This is a genomic window from Aeromonas simiae (assembly GCF_014892695.1).
Classification (GTDB): domain Bacteria; phylum Pseudomonadota; class Gammaproteobacteria; order Enterobacterales; family Aeromonadaceae; genus Aeromonas; species Aeromonas simiae.
The window spans coordinates 2879684-2894939 of the sequence record NZ_CP040449.1; the positions used below are offsets into that span (position 1 = coordinate 2879684).

17 protein-coding genes are annotated in these 15256 nt (G+C 60.4%); 6 read left to right on the forward strand and 11 right to left on the reverse strand.

Translation table 11 applies throughout. From position 1 onward, the window contains the following. Window positions 1-17 precede the first annotated feature (17 nt). The 4 genes from FE240_RS13595 to nudF are packed head-to-tail and all read right to left on the reverse strand — an operon-like array spanning window position 18 to window position 2509. On the reverse strand, window positions 18-593 hold the full coding sequence (locus tag FE240_RS13595) for a YqiA/YcfP family alpha/beta fold hydrolase (protein ID WP_193001667.1): 576 nt from the start codon (window positions 591-593) through the stop codon (window positions 18-20). Between the two features lies 1 nt (window position 594). Then, window positions 595-1413: a 3',5'-cyclic-AMP phosphodiesterase gene (cpdA, locus tag FE240_RS13600; protein WP_193004560.1), complete on the reverse strand. Its 819-nt coding sequence runs from the start codon at window positions 1411-1413 to the stop codon at window positions 595-597. Window positions 1414-1435: 22 nt separating this feature from the next. Continuing rightward, window positions 1436-1831, reverse strand: coding sequence for a DUF1249 domain-containing protein (locus FE240_RS13605; protein ID WP_193004561.1), 396 nt, complete (start codon window positions 1829-1831; stop codon window positions 1436-1438). Window positions 1832-1873: 42 nt separating this feature from the next. Beyond that, window positions 1874-2509: an ADP-ribose diphosphatase gene (gene nudF, locus FE240_RS13610; RefSeq protein WP_193001669.1), complete on the reverse strand. Its 636-nt coding sequence runs from the start codon at window positions 2507-2509 to the stop codon at window positions 1874-1876. A gap of 324 nt (window positions 2510-2833) precedes the next feature. On the opposite strand from nudF, the gene tolC reads away from it, so the two are divergent. Further along, window positions 2834-4150: an outer membrane channel protein TolC gene (gene tolC, locus FE240_RS13615; protein ID WP_193001671.1), complete on the forward strand. Its 1317-nt coding sequence runs from the start codon at window positions 2834-2836 to the stop codon at window positions 4148-4150. A 49-nt stretch (window positions 4151-4199) separates the two neighbouring features. Here tolC and pspG read toward each other — a convergent pair whose 3' ends face one another. The 5 genes from pspG to FE240_RS13640 all read right to left on the reverse strand — a co-directional run bounded on the left by pspG (window position 4200) and on the right by FE240_RS13640 (window position 7213). After that, window positions 4200-4418: an envelope stress response protein PspG gene (pspG, locus tag FE240_RS13620; protein WP_042047931.1), complete on the reverse strand. Its 219-nt coding sequence runs from the start codon at window positions 4416-4418 to the stop codon at window positions 4200-4202. Between the two features lie 25 nt (window positions 4419-4443). Further along, a complete protein-coding gene (locus FE240_RS13625) occupies window positions 4444-4650 on the reverse strand; it encodes a PspC domain-containing protein (RefSeq protein WP_193001673.1) in 207 nt (68 codons plus the stop codon). Further along, window positions 4647-5315, reverse strand: coding sequence for a phage shock protein PspA (pspA, locus tag FE240_RS13630; RefSeq protein ID WP_193001675.1), 669 nt, complete (start codon window positions 5313-5315; stop codon window positions 4647-4649). The genes FE240_RS13625 and pspA overlap by 4 nt, the downstream gene beginning before the upstream one ends. 208 nt (window positions 5316-5523) lie before the next feature. Then, window positions 5524-6246 carry a 1-acylglycerol-3-phosphate O-acyltransferase gene (locus FE240_RS13635; protein WP_193001677.1) on the reverse strand — a complete coding sequence of 241 codons (723 nt, stop codon included), beginning with the start codon at window positions 6244-6246 and terminating at the stop codon, window positions 5524-5526. 163 nt (window positions 6247-6409) lie between these two features. Further along, on the reverse strand, window positions 6410-7213 hold the full coding sequence (locus FE240_RS13640) for an AraC family transcriptional regulator (protein WP_193001679.1): 804 nt from the start codon (window positions 7211-7213) through the stop codon (window positions 6410-6412). Window positions 7214-7279: 66 nt separating this feature from the next. Here FE240_RS13640 and FE240_RS13645 point away from each other — a divergent pair, with 66 nt between their 5' ends. Then, window positions 7280-8671: an SLC13 family permease gene (locus tag FE240_RS13645; protein ID WP_193001681.1), complete on the forward strand. Its 1392-nt coding sequence runs from the start codon at window positions 7280-7282 to the stop codon at window positions 8669-8671. Window positions 8672-8730: 59 nt separating this feature from the next. Here FE240_RS13645 and FE240_RS13650 read toward each other — a convergent pair whose 3' ends face one another. Next, complete coding sequence (locus FE240_RS13650; protein WP_193001683.1) at window positions 8731-9546, reverse strand: LysR family transcriptional regulator; 816 nt, start codon at window positions 9544-9546, stop codon at window positions 8731-8733. A 110-nt stretch (window positions 9547-9656) separates the two neighbouring features. Here FE240_RS13650 and FE240_RS13655 point away from each other — a divergent pair, with 110 nt between their 5' ends. The 4 genes from FE240_RS13655 to FE240_RS13670 all read left to right on the forward strand — a co-directional run bounded on the left by FE240_RS13655 (window position 9657) and on the right by FE240_RS13670 (window position 12813). Beyond that, a complete protein-coding gene (locus tag FE240_RS13655; protein WP_193001685.1) occupies window positions 9657-10379 on the forward strand; it encodes an SDR family oxidoreductase in 723 nt (240 codons plus the stop codon). Between the two features lie 166 nt (window positions 10380-10545). After that, entirely contained in the window at window positions 10546-10797 is a 252-nt protein-coding gene (locus FE240_RS13660; protein ID WP_226799159.1) for a hypothetical protein, read from the forward strand. Between the two features lie 30 nt (window positions 10798-10827). Then, on the forward strand, window positions 10828-11202 hold the full coding sequence (locus FE240_RS13665) for a hypothetical protein (RefSeq protein WP_193001689.1): 375 nt from the start codon (window positions 10828-10830) through the stop codon (window positions 11200-11202). Between the two features lie 858 nt (window positions 11203-12060). Beyond that, window positions 12061-12813 (forward strand): glycosyltransferase, encoded by a 753-nt coding sequence (locus FE240_RS13670; RefSeq protein WP_193001691.1) that lies wholly within the window; start codon window positions 12061-12063, stop codon window positions 12811-12813. 100 nt (window positions 12814-12913) lie between these two features. On the opposite strand, the gene parC is transcribed toward FE240_RS13670, so the two are convergent. Continuing rightward, entirely contained in the window at window positions 12914-15205 is a 2292-nt protein-coding gene (parC, locus tag FE240_RS13675; protein WP_193001693.1) for a DNA topoisomerase IV subunit A, read from the reverse strand. Window positions 15206-15256 lie beyond the last annotated feature (51 nt).

Consider the following 15256-nt stretch of genomic DNA (forward strand, 5'->3'; position numbering starts at 1 on the left):
TCATGCCATGACGGCCACTAGAGCCCGAGAAAATGCACTATCTGGGCGCAGTAGCGCTCAAAGCCAACGAAGGCGTGGTTCCCCTCGCACTCGATGGTGAGCCGGGCGAAGCGATATTCAGCCAGCGCCTTGCGGTAATCGAGCACCTCATCGGCCTGCTGTTGCAGCACCCAGAGACGCTCCGGTGCGCTGATCGGTACTGCCAGCTCGACCAGCTCCTGCATGTGCGCCTCGGTCAGCTCGAAATGCTCCCCGCTGTAGGGGTTTTGTTGCGGCCCAAGGTAGTCGTGCAGCAACTCGTGCGGACGCACCGCCGGATTCACCAACACAGCGCGGCAACCGTAGCGCTCGGCCACCCGGGTCGCCATGAAGCCACCGAGAGAGCTCCCCACCACCCCGAGCCGGCAACCGACCGGCAAGGCGGCTATCGCCTGCTCGATGGCGGCCCAGGCCGCGGCCGGAGTATTGGGCTGGGCTGGGATCACCACCTGGATATCGGGCCGATGGGCGCCGACCCACTCGGCCATCTGGGTCGCCTTGAGGGAGGCTGGCGAGGACTGGAATCCGTGCAGATAAAGCAGAACCGACGGCATCTCAATACCCCCTGGCCGTCGGATCGGGGATGAAGCTGTTCGGGGGCAGGCGCCACACCTGACTCTCAATCCGTCCATCCGGATGCAGGGTCAAATAGCGCCAGCCCGGCCCCGATTCGTCGAGGGTGAACTCATCACACAACGGCTTGAACTGGATGCAGGTAGAGGGGCTGGCAATCAGCCTCACCCCTTTGTACAGCTCATCGAACTCCTGATGCACATGACCAAACAGCAGGGTCTTGCCCTGTGGGTGGCGTGCCAGCACCGCAAACAGGTCGTCGGCGTTCTTGAGGTTGTGCTGATCGAGCCAGGCACAGCCGACCGGGATCCCCTGATGATGCAACGCGATCAGGGTGTGCTTGTCCGGGTGGCTGCGCAGCACATGATCGAGGGCCGCTAACTGGTGATCGGCGAGCAGGCCGTGCGGCTTACCACGCACCTGGGTATCGAGCAAGATGATCTGCCAGTGCTTGCCTATCAGCCACTTCTGCTCGCTGATCCCGGCCTCATAGAGGCTCTGGGTCATCAGGGCGCCGTCATCGTGGTTGCCCGGCAGCCAGTAGATTGGCTTGCCGAGGGGGGCCAGCATATCGGCAAAGCGCTGATAGGACTCGGCGCTGTGATCCTGAGAGAGATCGCCGGTGGCCAGGATAAGGTCAAAGGGGTGATCATTGCCCTGAATACGCTCGATGACGGCCGCCAGACTGTCGGCCGTACGCACACCGAGCAACTGAGCCTCGGCGTTGGCGAAAAGATGGGTATCGGTTATCTGCAGCAGGCGCACACACCCGTCCGGCGCCTGGAGTAGCTCTGTTTCCAAAATCACGCTTCTTCTTATTGGATTAGAAAATCTTGGCAAGACTGACGCCATGCCGGAGACAAAAATTCAACCAATCGGCCAGGAAGAGATTGACCTGAGCCTTCTCGTCCGGCTGATGCATGCCGTCATTCGGATAATCATATCGCGGCTGTAGGCGGGAAATCTGTTGTGCCGCACACACTTCCGCCATACGCACATCATGATACAAACGAATCTCGATGCGACTCTGCAACCATACGGGCAGTTCGGGATTGTGCTGAGTCAACGCCACTGTCGAGGTGAAGCGACTCTCCTCCAGTACCCGCAGTTGGAACTGAAGGCTCTCCCCGACCTGATAGCTGCGTTCACTGCCCGGATTGAGATCCCGCGGCAGCAGCCGCATCAGGGTCATGTAGTTCACCTCACAGGTGCGCTGCATGGCCCCCAGATCGGGAACATATTTGCGTGCCGTGGCCGCCACTCAGGCCTCCCCCAACCAGCGCGAACGCACTTCATCATGGTGCAACTGCAACCACTGCAACGCGATGATGGAGGCGGCGTTGTCGATGCGACCGGACTGCACCAAAGCATACGCATTTTGTCTGTCGATGACATGAACGCGGATATCTTCCCCCTCTTCTGGGAGGCCATGCAGTCCGTTCGCCTGGCTGGCATCCACTTCACCGATGAAGATCTCGATGCGCTCCGTGGTGCCTCCCGGGCTGACCAGATAGCTCATGGCATGCTCGATACGCCCAAGGGTCACGCCGGCCTCTTCCTCTGACTCGCGGCGGGCCACCTCGTCGGGCGCCTCGCCCGGCTCGATGATGCCGGCGATGAGCTCCAGCAGCCAAGGGGAGGAGGCGGTCTCCAGCGCCCCGATGCGAAACTGCTCGATCATCACCACCTGATCCCGGCGCGGGTCGTAGGCCAGCAAGGCCACCGCATGGCCGCGTTCGAACAGCTCGCGCACGATGGGTTCGCACCAACCGCCGGCGAACAAACGGTGGCGCAGACGATAGCTGTTAACCTTGAAAAAACCGTCGTAGCCCACCCGTTTTTCCAGTACCTCGACATCCTTCGCATCGAATGTCACCTCGGGGATTTCGCCTGTCATGCCCGCCTCCTGGCACTTGACTTGAGAAAGATTGCACCTAGAATCGCCAGTGAATGAACGTTCATTCTGACGCTTCGCCGCACAGCAGAGTGCGGATTTTAGCAGTTGAAGGGCCAAGGGCTAAATGACAGTTTGTAAATCCGTCGCAGCGTGGGGGTAAGCCTGTTTTTGCGCTTCGTTAACGGTTTAAATGAGTGAAACAAACCCTTTTTTGCTTATAGTAGTGTCTCATCACGCTCATATCAGGCGACGAGGGGGCCCTTGTATCCCCTTTTAATTCTGTCCGGCAGCCGCGTTGGATTTATCAATAAGGTTATGGAATCTATGAAACGTACTCTCCTGTCTGTGCTCGTCATGCTGGGGGTCAGCTCGATGGCCCAGGCCGAAAACCTGCTCGACATCTATCATCAGGCCCAGCTCAAGGACCCCCAGTTACTGGAGTCCAAGGCCAAGCGCGATGCCGCCTTCGAGAAGATCAATGAAAGCCGCGCGGCCCTGTTGCCCCAGATCAAGCTGACCGGCAACGCCACCTACACCAAGACCAGCCACGATCTGAGCACCAACAACCAGTTGGGTGGCCAACTGGGTCTGGATCAGTCGATCTACCGCCGCAGTAACTGGGTCAACCTGAGCCTGACCGAGAAGAGCGCCACCCAGACCGACGTGGCCTACAACCTCGAGCAGCAGAACCTGATGCTGCGCACCTCCCAGGCCTATTTCGACGTGCTCAAGGCGCAAGACACGCTGGAATATGTGCGCGCCAACAAGAAGGCGGTCGAGCGCCAGCTCGAGCAGACCCAGCAGCGTTTCGAGGTGGGGCTGACTGCCATCACCGACGTGAACGAAGCCCAAGCCGAGCGCGACCAGGCTCTGGCCGACGAGATCACCGCCGAGAACACCTTGGCCAACAGCTATGAGGCGCTGCGTGAACTGACCGGTGTCGACTACCGTCAGCTCGACGTGCTCAATACCGAGCGCTTCAGCCCAACCAAGAGTGCGCTGGATTCGGATCAGTGGCTTGGCACCGCACTGGATAAGAACCTCTCCTTGCACAGTGCCCGCATCGGCAAGGATATCGCCAAGGAGCAGATCGACTTGGCCAAGACCGGCCACGAGCCGACCCTGGATCTCGGCGCCGGCGTGGGCCGTACCCGCACCGACTACAAGCTCGACGAGAACACCGACACCATCGGCAATCAAGGCAACATCGGCCTGACGCTCTCCCTGCCGCTCTACAGCGGTGGCGCCACCAGCTCCCAGGTCAAGCAGGCCCAGCACAGCTACGTGGCGGCCAGCGAGCAGCTCGAGCAGAGCTACCGCTCGGTGCAAAGCTCGGTGCGCTCCAACTACAACAACGTCAACGCTAACATCGGCTCGGTGCGCGCCTACACCCAGTACGTGGTCTCCGCCGAAAGCTCGCTCAAGGCGACCGAAGCTGGCTACGAGGTGGGCACCCGTACTATCGTCGACGTGCTCGACTCCACCCGTAAGCTCTACCAGGCCAAGCAGAATCTCTCCCAGGCTCGCTACAACTACATCCTGAGCATTCTTCAGCTCAAGCAGGCCGCCGGCGTGCTGGAAGAGCAGGATCTGGTCGAGATCAACGAAGGGCTGATGAGCCCGGCCAAGAAGGCCAACTAACCGCTTCACACCATAATGAGAAGGGCGCCTCAGGCGCCCTTTTTTTATCTCAGTAGTGATGCATCCGGCGCTGCCTGCGCCGCCCCAGCCACCAGCAGAGCAGCACCACCAGCAAGATCCAGGGCGCCAGCTTGACGATCAGCGCCAGCATGCCGCTGAGCAGGCCAAACAGCACAAACAGTCCGATCACCAGCAGCATGGCCAGCAGCGTGAACCCGGCGATGCCCATCACCACCAGCACCACCAACAACAGCAAAAACTCCATCATCGTCGACTCCCGAGGGGCTCCCCCTTCAATCCAGCCAGCGGCGCACCTCGGCGCGCGGCGTCATCAGCAAAATAGCGGCCAGATAGAGGGCCAGCGCTAGCGGCGGCATCAAGATCAAGGCAAACAGGGCCACCAGCCTGACCGTCACCCGGGAGATGCCAAGCCCCCGCGCCACCCCGGCGCACACGCCGGCCAGCTTGGCGTGGCCCCGGTCACGCTGCCAGCGCATCATGAGCGGGCAGGCTCCCGCTGCCCCTTGAGACGAGCCAGCTCACGCTCAATCTCATCGGAAAGTTCCAGTTCGCGGAACTGGGCCGCCAGCGAAGGATTTTGCCCCCAACTGCTCGCCTCAAGTTGGGCCTCTAGCTGTTCAACCCGCCCCTGAAAGCCATCGAAACGGGACAGCAGCTCATGCATACGGCGTGAGTCGAGCTGGGCGCGGGCCCGCAATCGGCTGTGGGCGGTCTGCTCGCGCAGGGTGAGCACGTTCTGCTTCTCGCGCGCTTCGGCAAGCTTGGCGGCGAGCCGCTCGCTATCGCTGCGCAGCTGCGCCTGCATCTCCCCTAGGCGAACCCGCTCATCAGCCAACGCCTTGAGCCGCTCCTGCTCGGCCAGTTTCTCCGCCAGCGCCGCCCTGGCCAGATCCTCGCGCCCCTTGGTCAGCGCCAGCTCAGCCTTGGCTCCCCACTCGGCCACTTGACGCTCCAGCGCACTTTGCTGGCGCTCAAGCTGCTTCTCTTCGGCAATGAGGCGGGCGGCCTGACTGCGCATCTCCACCTGCACCTCTTCCATCTCCTCGATCATCAGGCGCAGCAGTTTTTCGGGCTCCTCGCTCTTATCGAGCAGGGCATGCAGGTTGGCATTGACCACGTCGGTCAGTCGGCGAAACAGGCTCATGACTCTCTCCTATGCGTAGGGATCGCATTCCCAATCATCATTATCATTACAAGGAGCGTGCCAACGAGTTTAAATCTAGTATTTTCAATATGTTAGTGATGAACAAAAGACAACAAGGCCCACGAGGTGGTGAATATCACCAGATTGCATGGTCATTTTTACCAAATAAAAAAGGGAGCCCAGGCTCCCTTTTCTGCACGTTCGAGGCTCAAACCGGGCGGCGCGCCCTGGCATCGAGTTCGACCAACTTGCGCTCCATCTGCTCGCGGCAGCGCTCGGAGAGCTCGCGGATCCCGGTGGCGCCGTGCTCCTTGGTGCACAGGGGCGGCAGCATCTCGATGAGCACCTCACCGTTGTCCCAGCGGTTGAGATCGACCTGACCGAAATAGCTCGAGCAGATGATGGGCACCACAGGCACCTCGGCCTGCACCGCCGTGTGGAAGGCGCCTGCCTTGAACGGCAACAGGCCGCGCCCCTGGGAGCGAGTCCCCTCGGGGAACATCCAGATCGAGGTGCCACGGCGCTTGATGCGATCCACCACCTGACCTATGGTGCCGATGGCGCGGCTGCGGTTGGAGCGATCGATCAACACGTTGCCCGACAGCCAGAACAGCAGACCAAAGAAGGGGATCCAGGCCAGACTCTTCTTGCCCACAGCCACCACGCCGGGCAGCACGGCCCCGGTGACGGTAAAGATATCGAAGTTGCTCTGATGGTTGCACACATAGACGGCAGGCCCCGCCTTGTCGATCCCCTCGGGGAAGGTCACCTTGACCTTGAGGCCGAGCAGGGGGCAAACGGCATGATACATGCGGGCAAACACAAAGACGTTGTTGGGATGACGCGGCCGGAACAGGCAAAGCAGCAAGCCGAAGATAAACCAGAAGATAAGCAGCAGACCAAGCAGCAGCACACGGGCGAGTTTAAGCATCGAACACCTCAAAGTTTGACTGGCCGCAGTATACTGGCCTCCATTTTGGCTAACAAGCGTTCGCCAAAATGGGCCGAGGTGGCGGCATGCCCCCCACCAAGCGCCCACTGCATGTTAAATACAGCCCTACCCCACCCTAGCGCATCCCCGCTAGACCCTTGCGTCAACCCAGCTCGCGTTTGAGGAAGGTCTGGGGCGGCACCCCGTATTGCTCACGAAAAGCCGCCACAAAGGCGCTGGCTGTCGCGTACCCCAGTGAATGGGCGATCGTGGTGCTGCTTTGCCCCTGGCCGAGCAGCTCAATGGCCCCAAGCAGGCGCAGCCGGCTGCGCCACTGACGAAAGGTCATGCCGGTCTCGGCGCGAAACAGCCGCTCCATGGTGCGCAGGCTGGCGCCATAGAGCTCGGCTAGCTCGGCCAGCGAACGCCGCTCGGCAGGCTGGCTCACCAGATGGCCGATAAGCCGGCGCAGCCGTGTATCCCGTCCGGCCGGCAGATCGAGCGGAGCGGCCATGAGGCGGCCAATCTCGCCGATGGCCACCAGGCCTAAGTGCTTGCGCAGCAAGGCATCGTCCGGAGTCTCTTCCTGGGTCAGGCGCAGGATCACCTCGCGCATCAGGGGGGTGAGCCGCACCATGGTGCCGCGCGCCTCGGTGCGCACCGGGTAGGCCGGGTCAATGTAGAGGTTGCGGGTATATGCCGCCGTCTCGGTGACGACGTGGTGCACCACCCCACCCGGGATCCAGACGGCGTGGCTCGATGGCACGATCCAGACCGAGGTTTCGGTCGTCACCCGCAATACCCCCTGCGCGGCCCACAGCAACTGCCCCCTCGGATGATGGTGGGGCTCGATGCTGGCCTCCGCCTCGAAATGACGCCCGTGGCTGAGCACCGGGCGCTCGGGGTCAAGCACGAACGCCACGTGGGAAGGGGGCTGGGTTGTCGCATTAGCGATATGGTTTGGCATGAGACGAGTCTAACGCGACAAGCCCCCCTGCGCTATGCTGCCCCTGACTTCTTTGGGAGAACCATCATGGTCAAGAACCTGTCCATCAAGCAGTGGCTGGTCGCCGGCGCCCTCATCACCGCGCTCTGGCTGGCCCTGTTTCCGCTCGGCGATGCCACCTTGTGGCGCTCCGGCGCCGTGGTGCTGCTGACGCTGGTGCTGTGGAGCACCGCGACCCTGCCCCCTTTCCTCACCAGCCTGGTCTTCTTCGCCCTGGTGATCATCCTGGGTCTGGCCGAGCCCGGCCTCATCTTCGCCGGCTTTGGCTCCACCGCGGTCTGGCTCATCATCTCGGGGTTTGTCATCGGGGCGGCCATCACCGGCTCGGGGCTTGGTCAGCGCATGGCCGGCCTGCTCGCCCCCCACCTAGCGCTGAGCTACCCGCGCCTCATCGGCGGTCTGGCCATGTTGGCCATGCTGCTCGGCTTCGTGATGCCCTCCTCGGTCGGCCGGGCCGTGGTGCTGGTGCCCATCGGCATGGCACTGGCCGAGCGGGTCGGCTTTGCCCGTGGCACTCCGGGGCGCCTCGGCATCGCCGTCACCCTGGCGCTCACCTGTAACATGCCGAGCTTCGCCATTCTGCCCGCCAACATCCCCAACATGATCCTCTCCGGGGCGAGCGAGACCCTGCACGGCATCCACTTCAGCTACACCGACTACCTGCTGCTGCACTTCCCCATCCTCGGCCTGCTCAAAAGCGCCCTCATCGTGGCATTGGTGCTGATCATCTTCCCTGCCCGCATCAACCAGCATGAAGGCAACGGCGCCGCCGCCGAAGGGGCACAGGCCGGCGCCCCCGGCGCCCAGCGCAAGGTCGCCATCTTGCTGCTATTGACCCTGGCCATGTGGATGACTGACAGCCTGCACGGCATCAACCCGGCCTGGGTCGGGCTGATCAGCGCCATCTTGCTGCTGCTGCCCGGTATCGGGGTGGTGCAACCCAAGGCGTTCAATGGCGCCATCGACTTTAGCATCGTGCTGTTTGTGGCCGGGGCCCTCGGCCTTGGCGCCTTAGTCAACGCCTCCGGCCTCGGCGCCGAAGTGGGCAGCGCCTTACAACGCTGGCTGCCGCTCGCCCCCGGCCACGACGCCGGCAACTTCTTCTCGCTCTCGGCCATGGCCGCCCTGACCGGGCTGGTCGCCACCATCCCTGGGGTGCCGACCGTGCTCACCCCCATGGCGCCAGACTTGGCCGCCGCCTCCGGCATGTCGCTGCCCGCCGTGCTGATGACCCAGGTGATCGGCTTTTCCACCGTCATCTTCCCCTATCAGGTGGGGCCGCTCATCGTGGCCATGCAGCTCTCCGGCGAGCGCCTTGGCGAGGTGCTGAAAATTACCCTGCCGCTGGCACTGCTCACCTTTATCGCCCTGCTCCCCCTCGACTACCTCTGGTGGCGAGTGCTCGGCTGGCTGGGGTAGCGCCGTCCTATGCAAAGGGACATCCCACGGGATGGCCCTTTTTGTCAGTGCCTTTCGCCTCAGGCGGGGGCATCGAGGCGCCCCATCAGGGCAGCCACGGCCGGCAGGCGCAGGGCATCGGCGGCATAACACAGACCCAGACGGCGGATGAGCGGCGGCGCGGCGAGCGGCACCTTGCCGCATTCGGGCGCAATCAGGGAGTCGGGCAGCCAGGCGATCCCGGCGCCGGCGGCCACCATGCGCGCGGCCAGCGCCAACGAGCCGGCATGCTGTGGCCAGACCGGCGCCTGATTGCCGAGCAGGGCCAGCAGCCGCTGCTGGGCATCGTGGGCCGGGCACATGACCCAGGACTCGCCGGCCAGCAGTTCCAGCGCGATCGACGGTTGCCCTTCTAGGGGATGGCCGGGCGGCAGGGCCAGCAGGAAGGGATCCTCCAGCAGGGGCAAAAACAGCTCGTCCTCGCAGCGCAGCGACTCGCAGCCCAACCGTAGATCGCCACAACACCCCGGCGCAAAGGTAAAGCGCAGCCCCTCGATGGCGGTTAGCTGGCGGCACAGTTGCGCCACCAGCGCCGGCCCCAGATCGTCCTCAATACCGACCGTCAGCTCGAGGTGCGGCTCGGCACCATGAAACGAGCGCACCAGCGCCTCGGCATCGCCGATCAGCCGCTTGGCCCTGGGGTAGAGGCGGCGCGCCGCCTCGGTGGCCGCCACCCCGCGCGCCTGCCGGGCAAACAGGGCCGTACCGAGCTCCGTTTCGAGCCCCTTTAGGGTGGCCGACAGGGTGGGCTGGGTGATGAACAGGCGCGCCGCCGCGGCGGTGATATTGCGCTCTTCAAACACCGCGACGAAGGCGCGCAGGGGGCGGATATCCATAGAAAAGACCTATACCAGAGAGTGAAAAAAGCCATTTTTCACCGGAATTTTGCCGCCCTATAGTGGCCAGCAACGTAAAAGACATCAAGCATTTCTATGGGAGAATCCAGATGACCAAGCCCCTTATCGTGATCACCGGCGCCAGCTCGGGCTTTGGCGCCGCCTGCGCCCAACTCTTTGCCGAGCGGGGCTATCCCCTGCTGCTGCTGGCACGCCGCATCGAGCGCCTCGAGGCACTGGGGCTCCCCAATACCCTGTGCCGCCAGGTGGACGTGACCGATCGCAGCGCCATGAGCGCCGCCGTGGCCGAGGCTGAGGCCTGCTTCGGCCCGGCCGATCTCATCGTCAACAACGCCGGCCAGATGCTGCTCGGCAAGCTCGCCGAGCAAGATCCGGCCGAGTGGGATCGCATGCTGGATGTGAACGTGAAGGGGGTGCTCAACGGCATCCACGCCGTGCTGCCGGGCATGCTGGCACGCCGCCACGGCACCATCATCAACATCAGCTCCATCGCCGGGCGCAAGACCTTCCCGAACCACGCCGCCTACTGCGGCACCAAGTTCGCGGTGCACGCCATCTCGGAGAACCTGCGCGAAGAGGTGGCGATGCAGGACGTGCGCGTCATCACCATCGCCCCCGGCGCCGCCGAGACCGAGCTGCTGAGCCACACCAGCAGCGATGAGATCAAGGCCGGCTATGACCAGTGGAAGGCCCACATGGGCGGGGTCATCTCGGCCCAGGATATCGCCGAGGCGGTGCGCTTTGCCTACGAGCAGCCCCAGCACCTGTGCATCCGCGAGATCGTGCTGGCCGCCACCCGCCAGGAGCCCTGAGCGCTCCACGCGCCAAAAAGGAGCCGTAACGGCTCCTTTTTCTATTTCTGTCAGCAGGATCTACCTCTTTCGCGTCATAGGTCGGCACGACATGGGGAGTATAATGGCTCCCATTGCCACCATAGGAGAGCGCCTAATGAGCAGCAAGCCAGACCGGATCACCGCGATGCAGCAGATCATCGACGCAGTGAAGGCGCAGTTTCCGCTCTATCAGCCGGATACCTTCCGCTGTGGGCCGGACAACGGCTGCATCGGCTGCCCCAAGAAGCTGATGGAGCTGGTGGACATGGAGCTTAGCTACTGGCAAAGCCAGATCCGCCGTGGCATCCCTCCCACCTTTGACGAGCTGCGCCGCTTTGGCAAAATGTGCCAGAACATCCGCCGGGCGCTGGTGCGCAATGGCCGCATTCCGGCCTGACGGCCATCCCCACCCAACGAGGCGCAGAGCATGACCCAAGAACGCATCCAGACCCGTTATCTCCTTACCGGCCCCCTGACCCAGCGCGCCGAACAAGAGCAGGCCATCGCCCAAGCCATTGAGGCCCACCAGCAGGACTTCTTCCCCCTGCTGGAGCGGTTGGTGGAGGTGGGAGACAGCCGTGTGACCTTGAGCCAGCGCCACCCGCTGCGGGTGCTTGCCGTGACCCTCGACCCGCAGGGCACCACGGGCAGCGCCCACCTCAACTACGAGTCCAACTTCGCCGAGAGCTGCCGGCTGATCGACGAGTACGACCAGCACCAGACCAGCGTGGCCTTCACCCTCGACGGGGATCAGCTGATATTCGATCTTGAGCTACCCATTGCGTGGAACTTCGACAATTAGGGCTACGTCTTCGCTCAGCGTCCTGCCCATCACAAGAAAGGAGCCTTGCCGGCTCCTTGTTCACTGACTCACGACCCTGAGCGGATCATCCCGCCCCTTCCCTCTTAGGAAGCAGTAATACCACGGGCATAAGGATTTCGCCCGCCCTTCGGGCGTGGAGGAATCAGAGGGGAGACTCAATACCGTACCCGCCTTAGCTTAAGGTGCTCTCTGATCGCTCCCTGTTCAGTTAGACAATACTCACAACGGTGGGCGTCCCAAATCTGCACGAACATTGACATATGAGTAACGCAATTTATTTTGTTCATTGCTCCCACATGCTATCCAGTTAGACCATTCATCAAAATGATGAGCGTCTTAGAACCCCCTCTACAAATCGGGGAGATATCAAAAAATCATCGTCTTCAGTCACTACACTCAACGAGTTTAGCCAATAGAGTTCATTGACTAAGCACTATCGACAGCACTTAGACTCCGTGACAATATGAAAAAAACATGATAAATAATCCGTAGAATGGCAACCGCCAGCTTTACGAACAGTTAATGATTTTTATAGATATGATATCTAGATACCTATGCAACCAAAGGTGGCGAAAAATAAGGATGTAGAATTAAAAACACAGAAAAGATAAACAGTAAATCTGTTTACCTTATTAAGAAACAGTCTCTTTCTTGAACCATTTCGCAAAATAAAATAACTGGAATTAAAAATGGCAATTGCAAATTTTTTTTGGCATGGCAGTTCTTTTTCATTATATGAAAGGGTATGTATAAAATCTTTTGTTAACAATGGCTTTGATGTTAGAATTCATACATTCAATAAAAATCTAAATATACCGTCAGGGGCAAAAATATATAATGCAGAAAAGCTTTTTAATATTGATGAAGTCCGTATGTTTACTCAGGGAGGGAAAAAAGGCTGTATTGCTGCCTTTTCAGACATTTTCAGACATTTTCAGATATAAGCTTTTAGCTAAAGAACCTGGCTGGTGGTTTGATACCGATGTTTTCTGCTTAAAATCTGCAGATGACTTTGATTCTTTAGGTGAGAAATCAAATGGTATTACTGTCGGATATCAATCAAATTCTGTTATTAACGGTGCTGTTATATACATCAAGCAATGCAGCATAGCAATATCATTGTACGAGAAAGCAAGAGCTAAAGGTTTAGACATAAAATGGGGAGATATTGGCCCAACCCTAATTACTGAGTATATAGAAGAAAATAAAAAACATGCATCTATTTTGGAAAAAGACATATTCTATCCAATACCATTCAATTGGGTTGAGCGATCAAACCTCATATTTGATCCATCGAATGCTCAGTCATGCATAGAAAAAACCAAAGACGCCTACTGCATACATCTGTGGAATGAAGCTATAAATCGAAAACGTATTCCTAAAGAGTTGTATCCTCCTATTGGTAGTTACCTGCATAGCTTATTCACCACAGTAGGAGAATCAGTTACCCCCTCCGCAAGCATATCAATAGATACAATCAATAATCTTGATGCTTTTTTTAGCATTAGAAAATCAGAGCACAAAATAATTAACTTTTACAGAAACGCAAGAAAAATACCATCCATCCTAAAAGCAGCATTAAAAAATTGATCATTGAATAGTCTATATTAGTTTGTACAGATCTAGCTATCACCTGACACTAGATATGACTAAACAATAAAAAAGGGCGCTTTCGCGCCCTTTCTATTTATTACCCTTCCTGATTTTCCCCGGCTGCCGGCTCGGTGCTGGCGACGGGTTCGATCTCAATGCGGTCCACTCGCTGCAAGCCACGCGGCAGCTTGGCGCCGCGACGACCGCGTTCGCCACGGTAGTACTCGAGATCCGAGGGTTTGAGGGTCAGCTTGCGCTTGCCGGCAAACAGGGTCACCGACACGCCGGCGGGCACCACGGCGAGCTGGGTGACAAACTCCTCGCGCGCCTTCACCCGGGCCGACGGGATGCTGATGATCTTGTTGCCCTTGCCCTTACCGAGCACCGGCAGGGTCGAGAGCGGGAACAGCAGCATGCGCCCCTCGTTGGAGATGGCCATGCACAGATCGCTCTGTGGGCTCTTGATGGGCTGCGGCGCCAGCACCACGCCCCCCTCCGGCACCGACAACAGCGCCTTGCCGTTCTTGTTCTTGGCGATGAGATCGTCATAGGTGCAGACAAAACCGTAGCCCGCGTCGCTCGAGATGAGGAACGGCTCCTTGTCGCTGCCCATCACCACGTGGCGCACCTCCTCACCGGGGCTTAACGCAAAGCGGCCAGTCAGTGGCTCGCCCTGGCTGCGGGCCGAGGGCAGGGAGTGGGCCTCTAGCGAATAGGTGCGGCCCAGCGTGGAGAGGAACACCGCCTGCTGGTTGCTGCGCCCCTGGGCATCGCCGAGGAACTGGTCGCCAGCCTTGTAGCTCAGGCCCGCGCTGTCCACTTCGTGGCCCTTGGCGGCGCGGATCCAGCCTGCGGCCGAGAGGATCACGGTGACCGGCTCGCTCGGGGTCAGCTCTTTTTCGGTCAGCGCCACGGCGGCAGAACGCTCCACCAGCGGGGTGCGGCGCTCGTCGCCGTACTTCTCGGCATCGGCCAGCAGCTCTTTCTTGATGAGGGTCGAGAGGCGACGCTCGGAGCCTAAGATCAGCTCCAGCTTGCCCCGCTCCTCTTCCAGCTCCTTTTGCTCGGCGCGGATCTTAAACTCTTCGAGCTTGGCGAGGTGACGCAGTTTCAGCTCGAGGATCGCCTCGGCCTGGGTCTCGGTGATGCCAAAGCGCGCGATCATGACGGCGCCCGGCTCATCCTCGGTGCGGATGATGTGGATCACCTCGTCGATGTTGAGGTAAGCCACCAGCAGGCCTTCGAGGATGTGCAGGCGGGCCAGCACCTTATCGAGGCGGTATTGCAGGCGGCGGCGCACGGTTTCGCGGCGGAACGTGAGCCACTCGGTGAGGATGGTCCTGAGATCTTTAACCTGGGGCCGGTTATCCAACCCCAGTATGTTGAGGTTGACCCGGTAGTTCTTCTCAAGATCGGTGCTGGCAAACAGATGCGCCATCAGGGCGTCGATATCGATGCGGTTGGAGCGCGGCACGATCACCAAGCGGGTCGGGTTCTCGTGATCCGACTCGTCACGCAGATCGGTGACCATGGGCAGCTTCTTGGCGGTCATTTGCCCGGCGATCTGCTCGAGGATCTTGGCGCCCGAGGCCTGGTGCGGCAAGGCGGTGATGACGATCTCGCCCTCTTCCAGCGTCCACACAGCGCGCTGCTTGATGGAGCCCTTGCCGGTCTCGTAGATTTTGCGAATTTCATCGCGCGGCGTGATGATCTCGGCGTTGGTTGGGTAGTCCGGCCCCTGAATGTGTTGCATCAACACATCCAGCCCGGCATCCGGGTTGTCGAGCAGCTCGGCGCAGGCATAGGCCACTTCGCGGGCATTGTGGGGGGGAATGTCGGTCGCCATCCCCACCGCAATGCCGGTCACCCCGTTGAGCAGGATGTGCGGCAGGCGCGAGGGGAGCACCTTGGGCTCCTTCATGGTGCCGTCGAAGTTGGGGATCCAGTCGGCGGTGCCCTGCCCCAGCTCGGAGAGCAAAATCTCGGAGAAGCGCGACAGGCGCGCCTCGGTATACCGCATGGCGGCGAAGGATTTAGGATCGTCCGGTGCCCCCCAGTTGCCCTGACCATCCACCAGCGGGTAGCGGTAGGAGAAGGGCTGGGCCATCAGCACCATGGCTTCATAGCAGGCGCTGTCGCCGTGGGGATGGTACTTACCCAGCACGTCGCCCACGGTACGGGCCGACTTCTTGTGCTTGGAGAGGGCCGACAGCCCCAGCTCGCTCATGGCGTAGATGATGCGGCGCTGCACCGGTTTCAGGCCGTCGCCAATGTGCGGCAGGGCGCGATCCATGATGACGTACATGGAGTAGTCGAGGTAAGCCTTCTCGGTGAAGGCGTGCAGCGGCTGGCGCTCCACGCCGTCGAGGCTCTGCTCTAAGTCACTCATGTGATGCTTCTCTTTGTCATTAGGTGGCGGCACTGGGCCGCCAGAATCGTG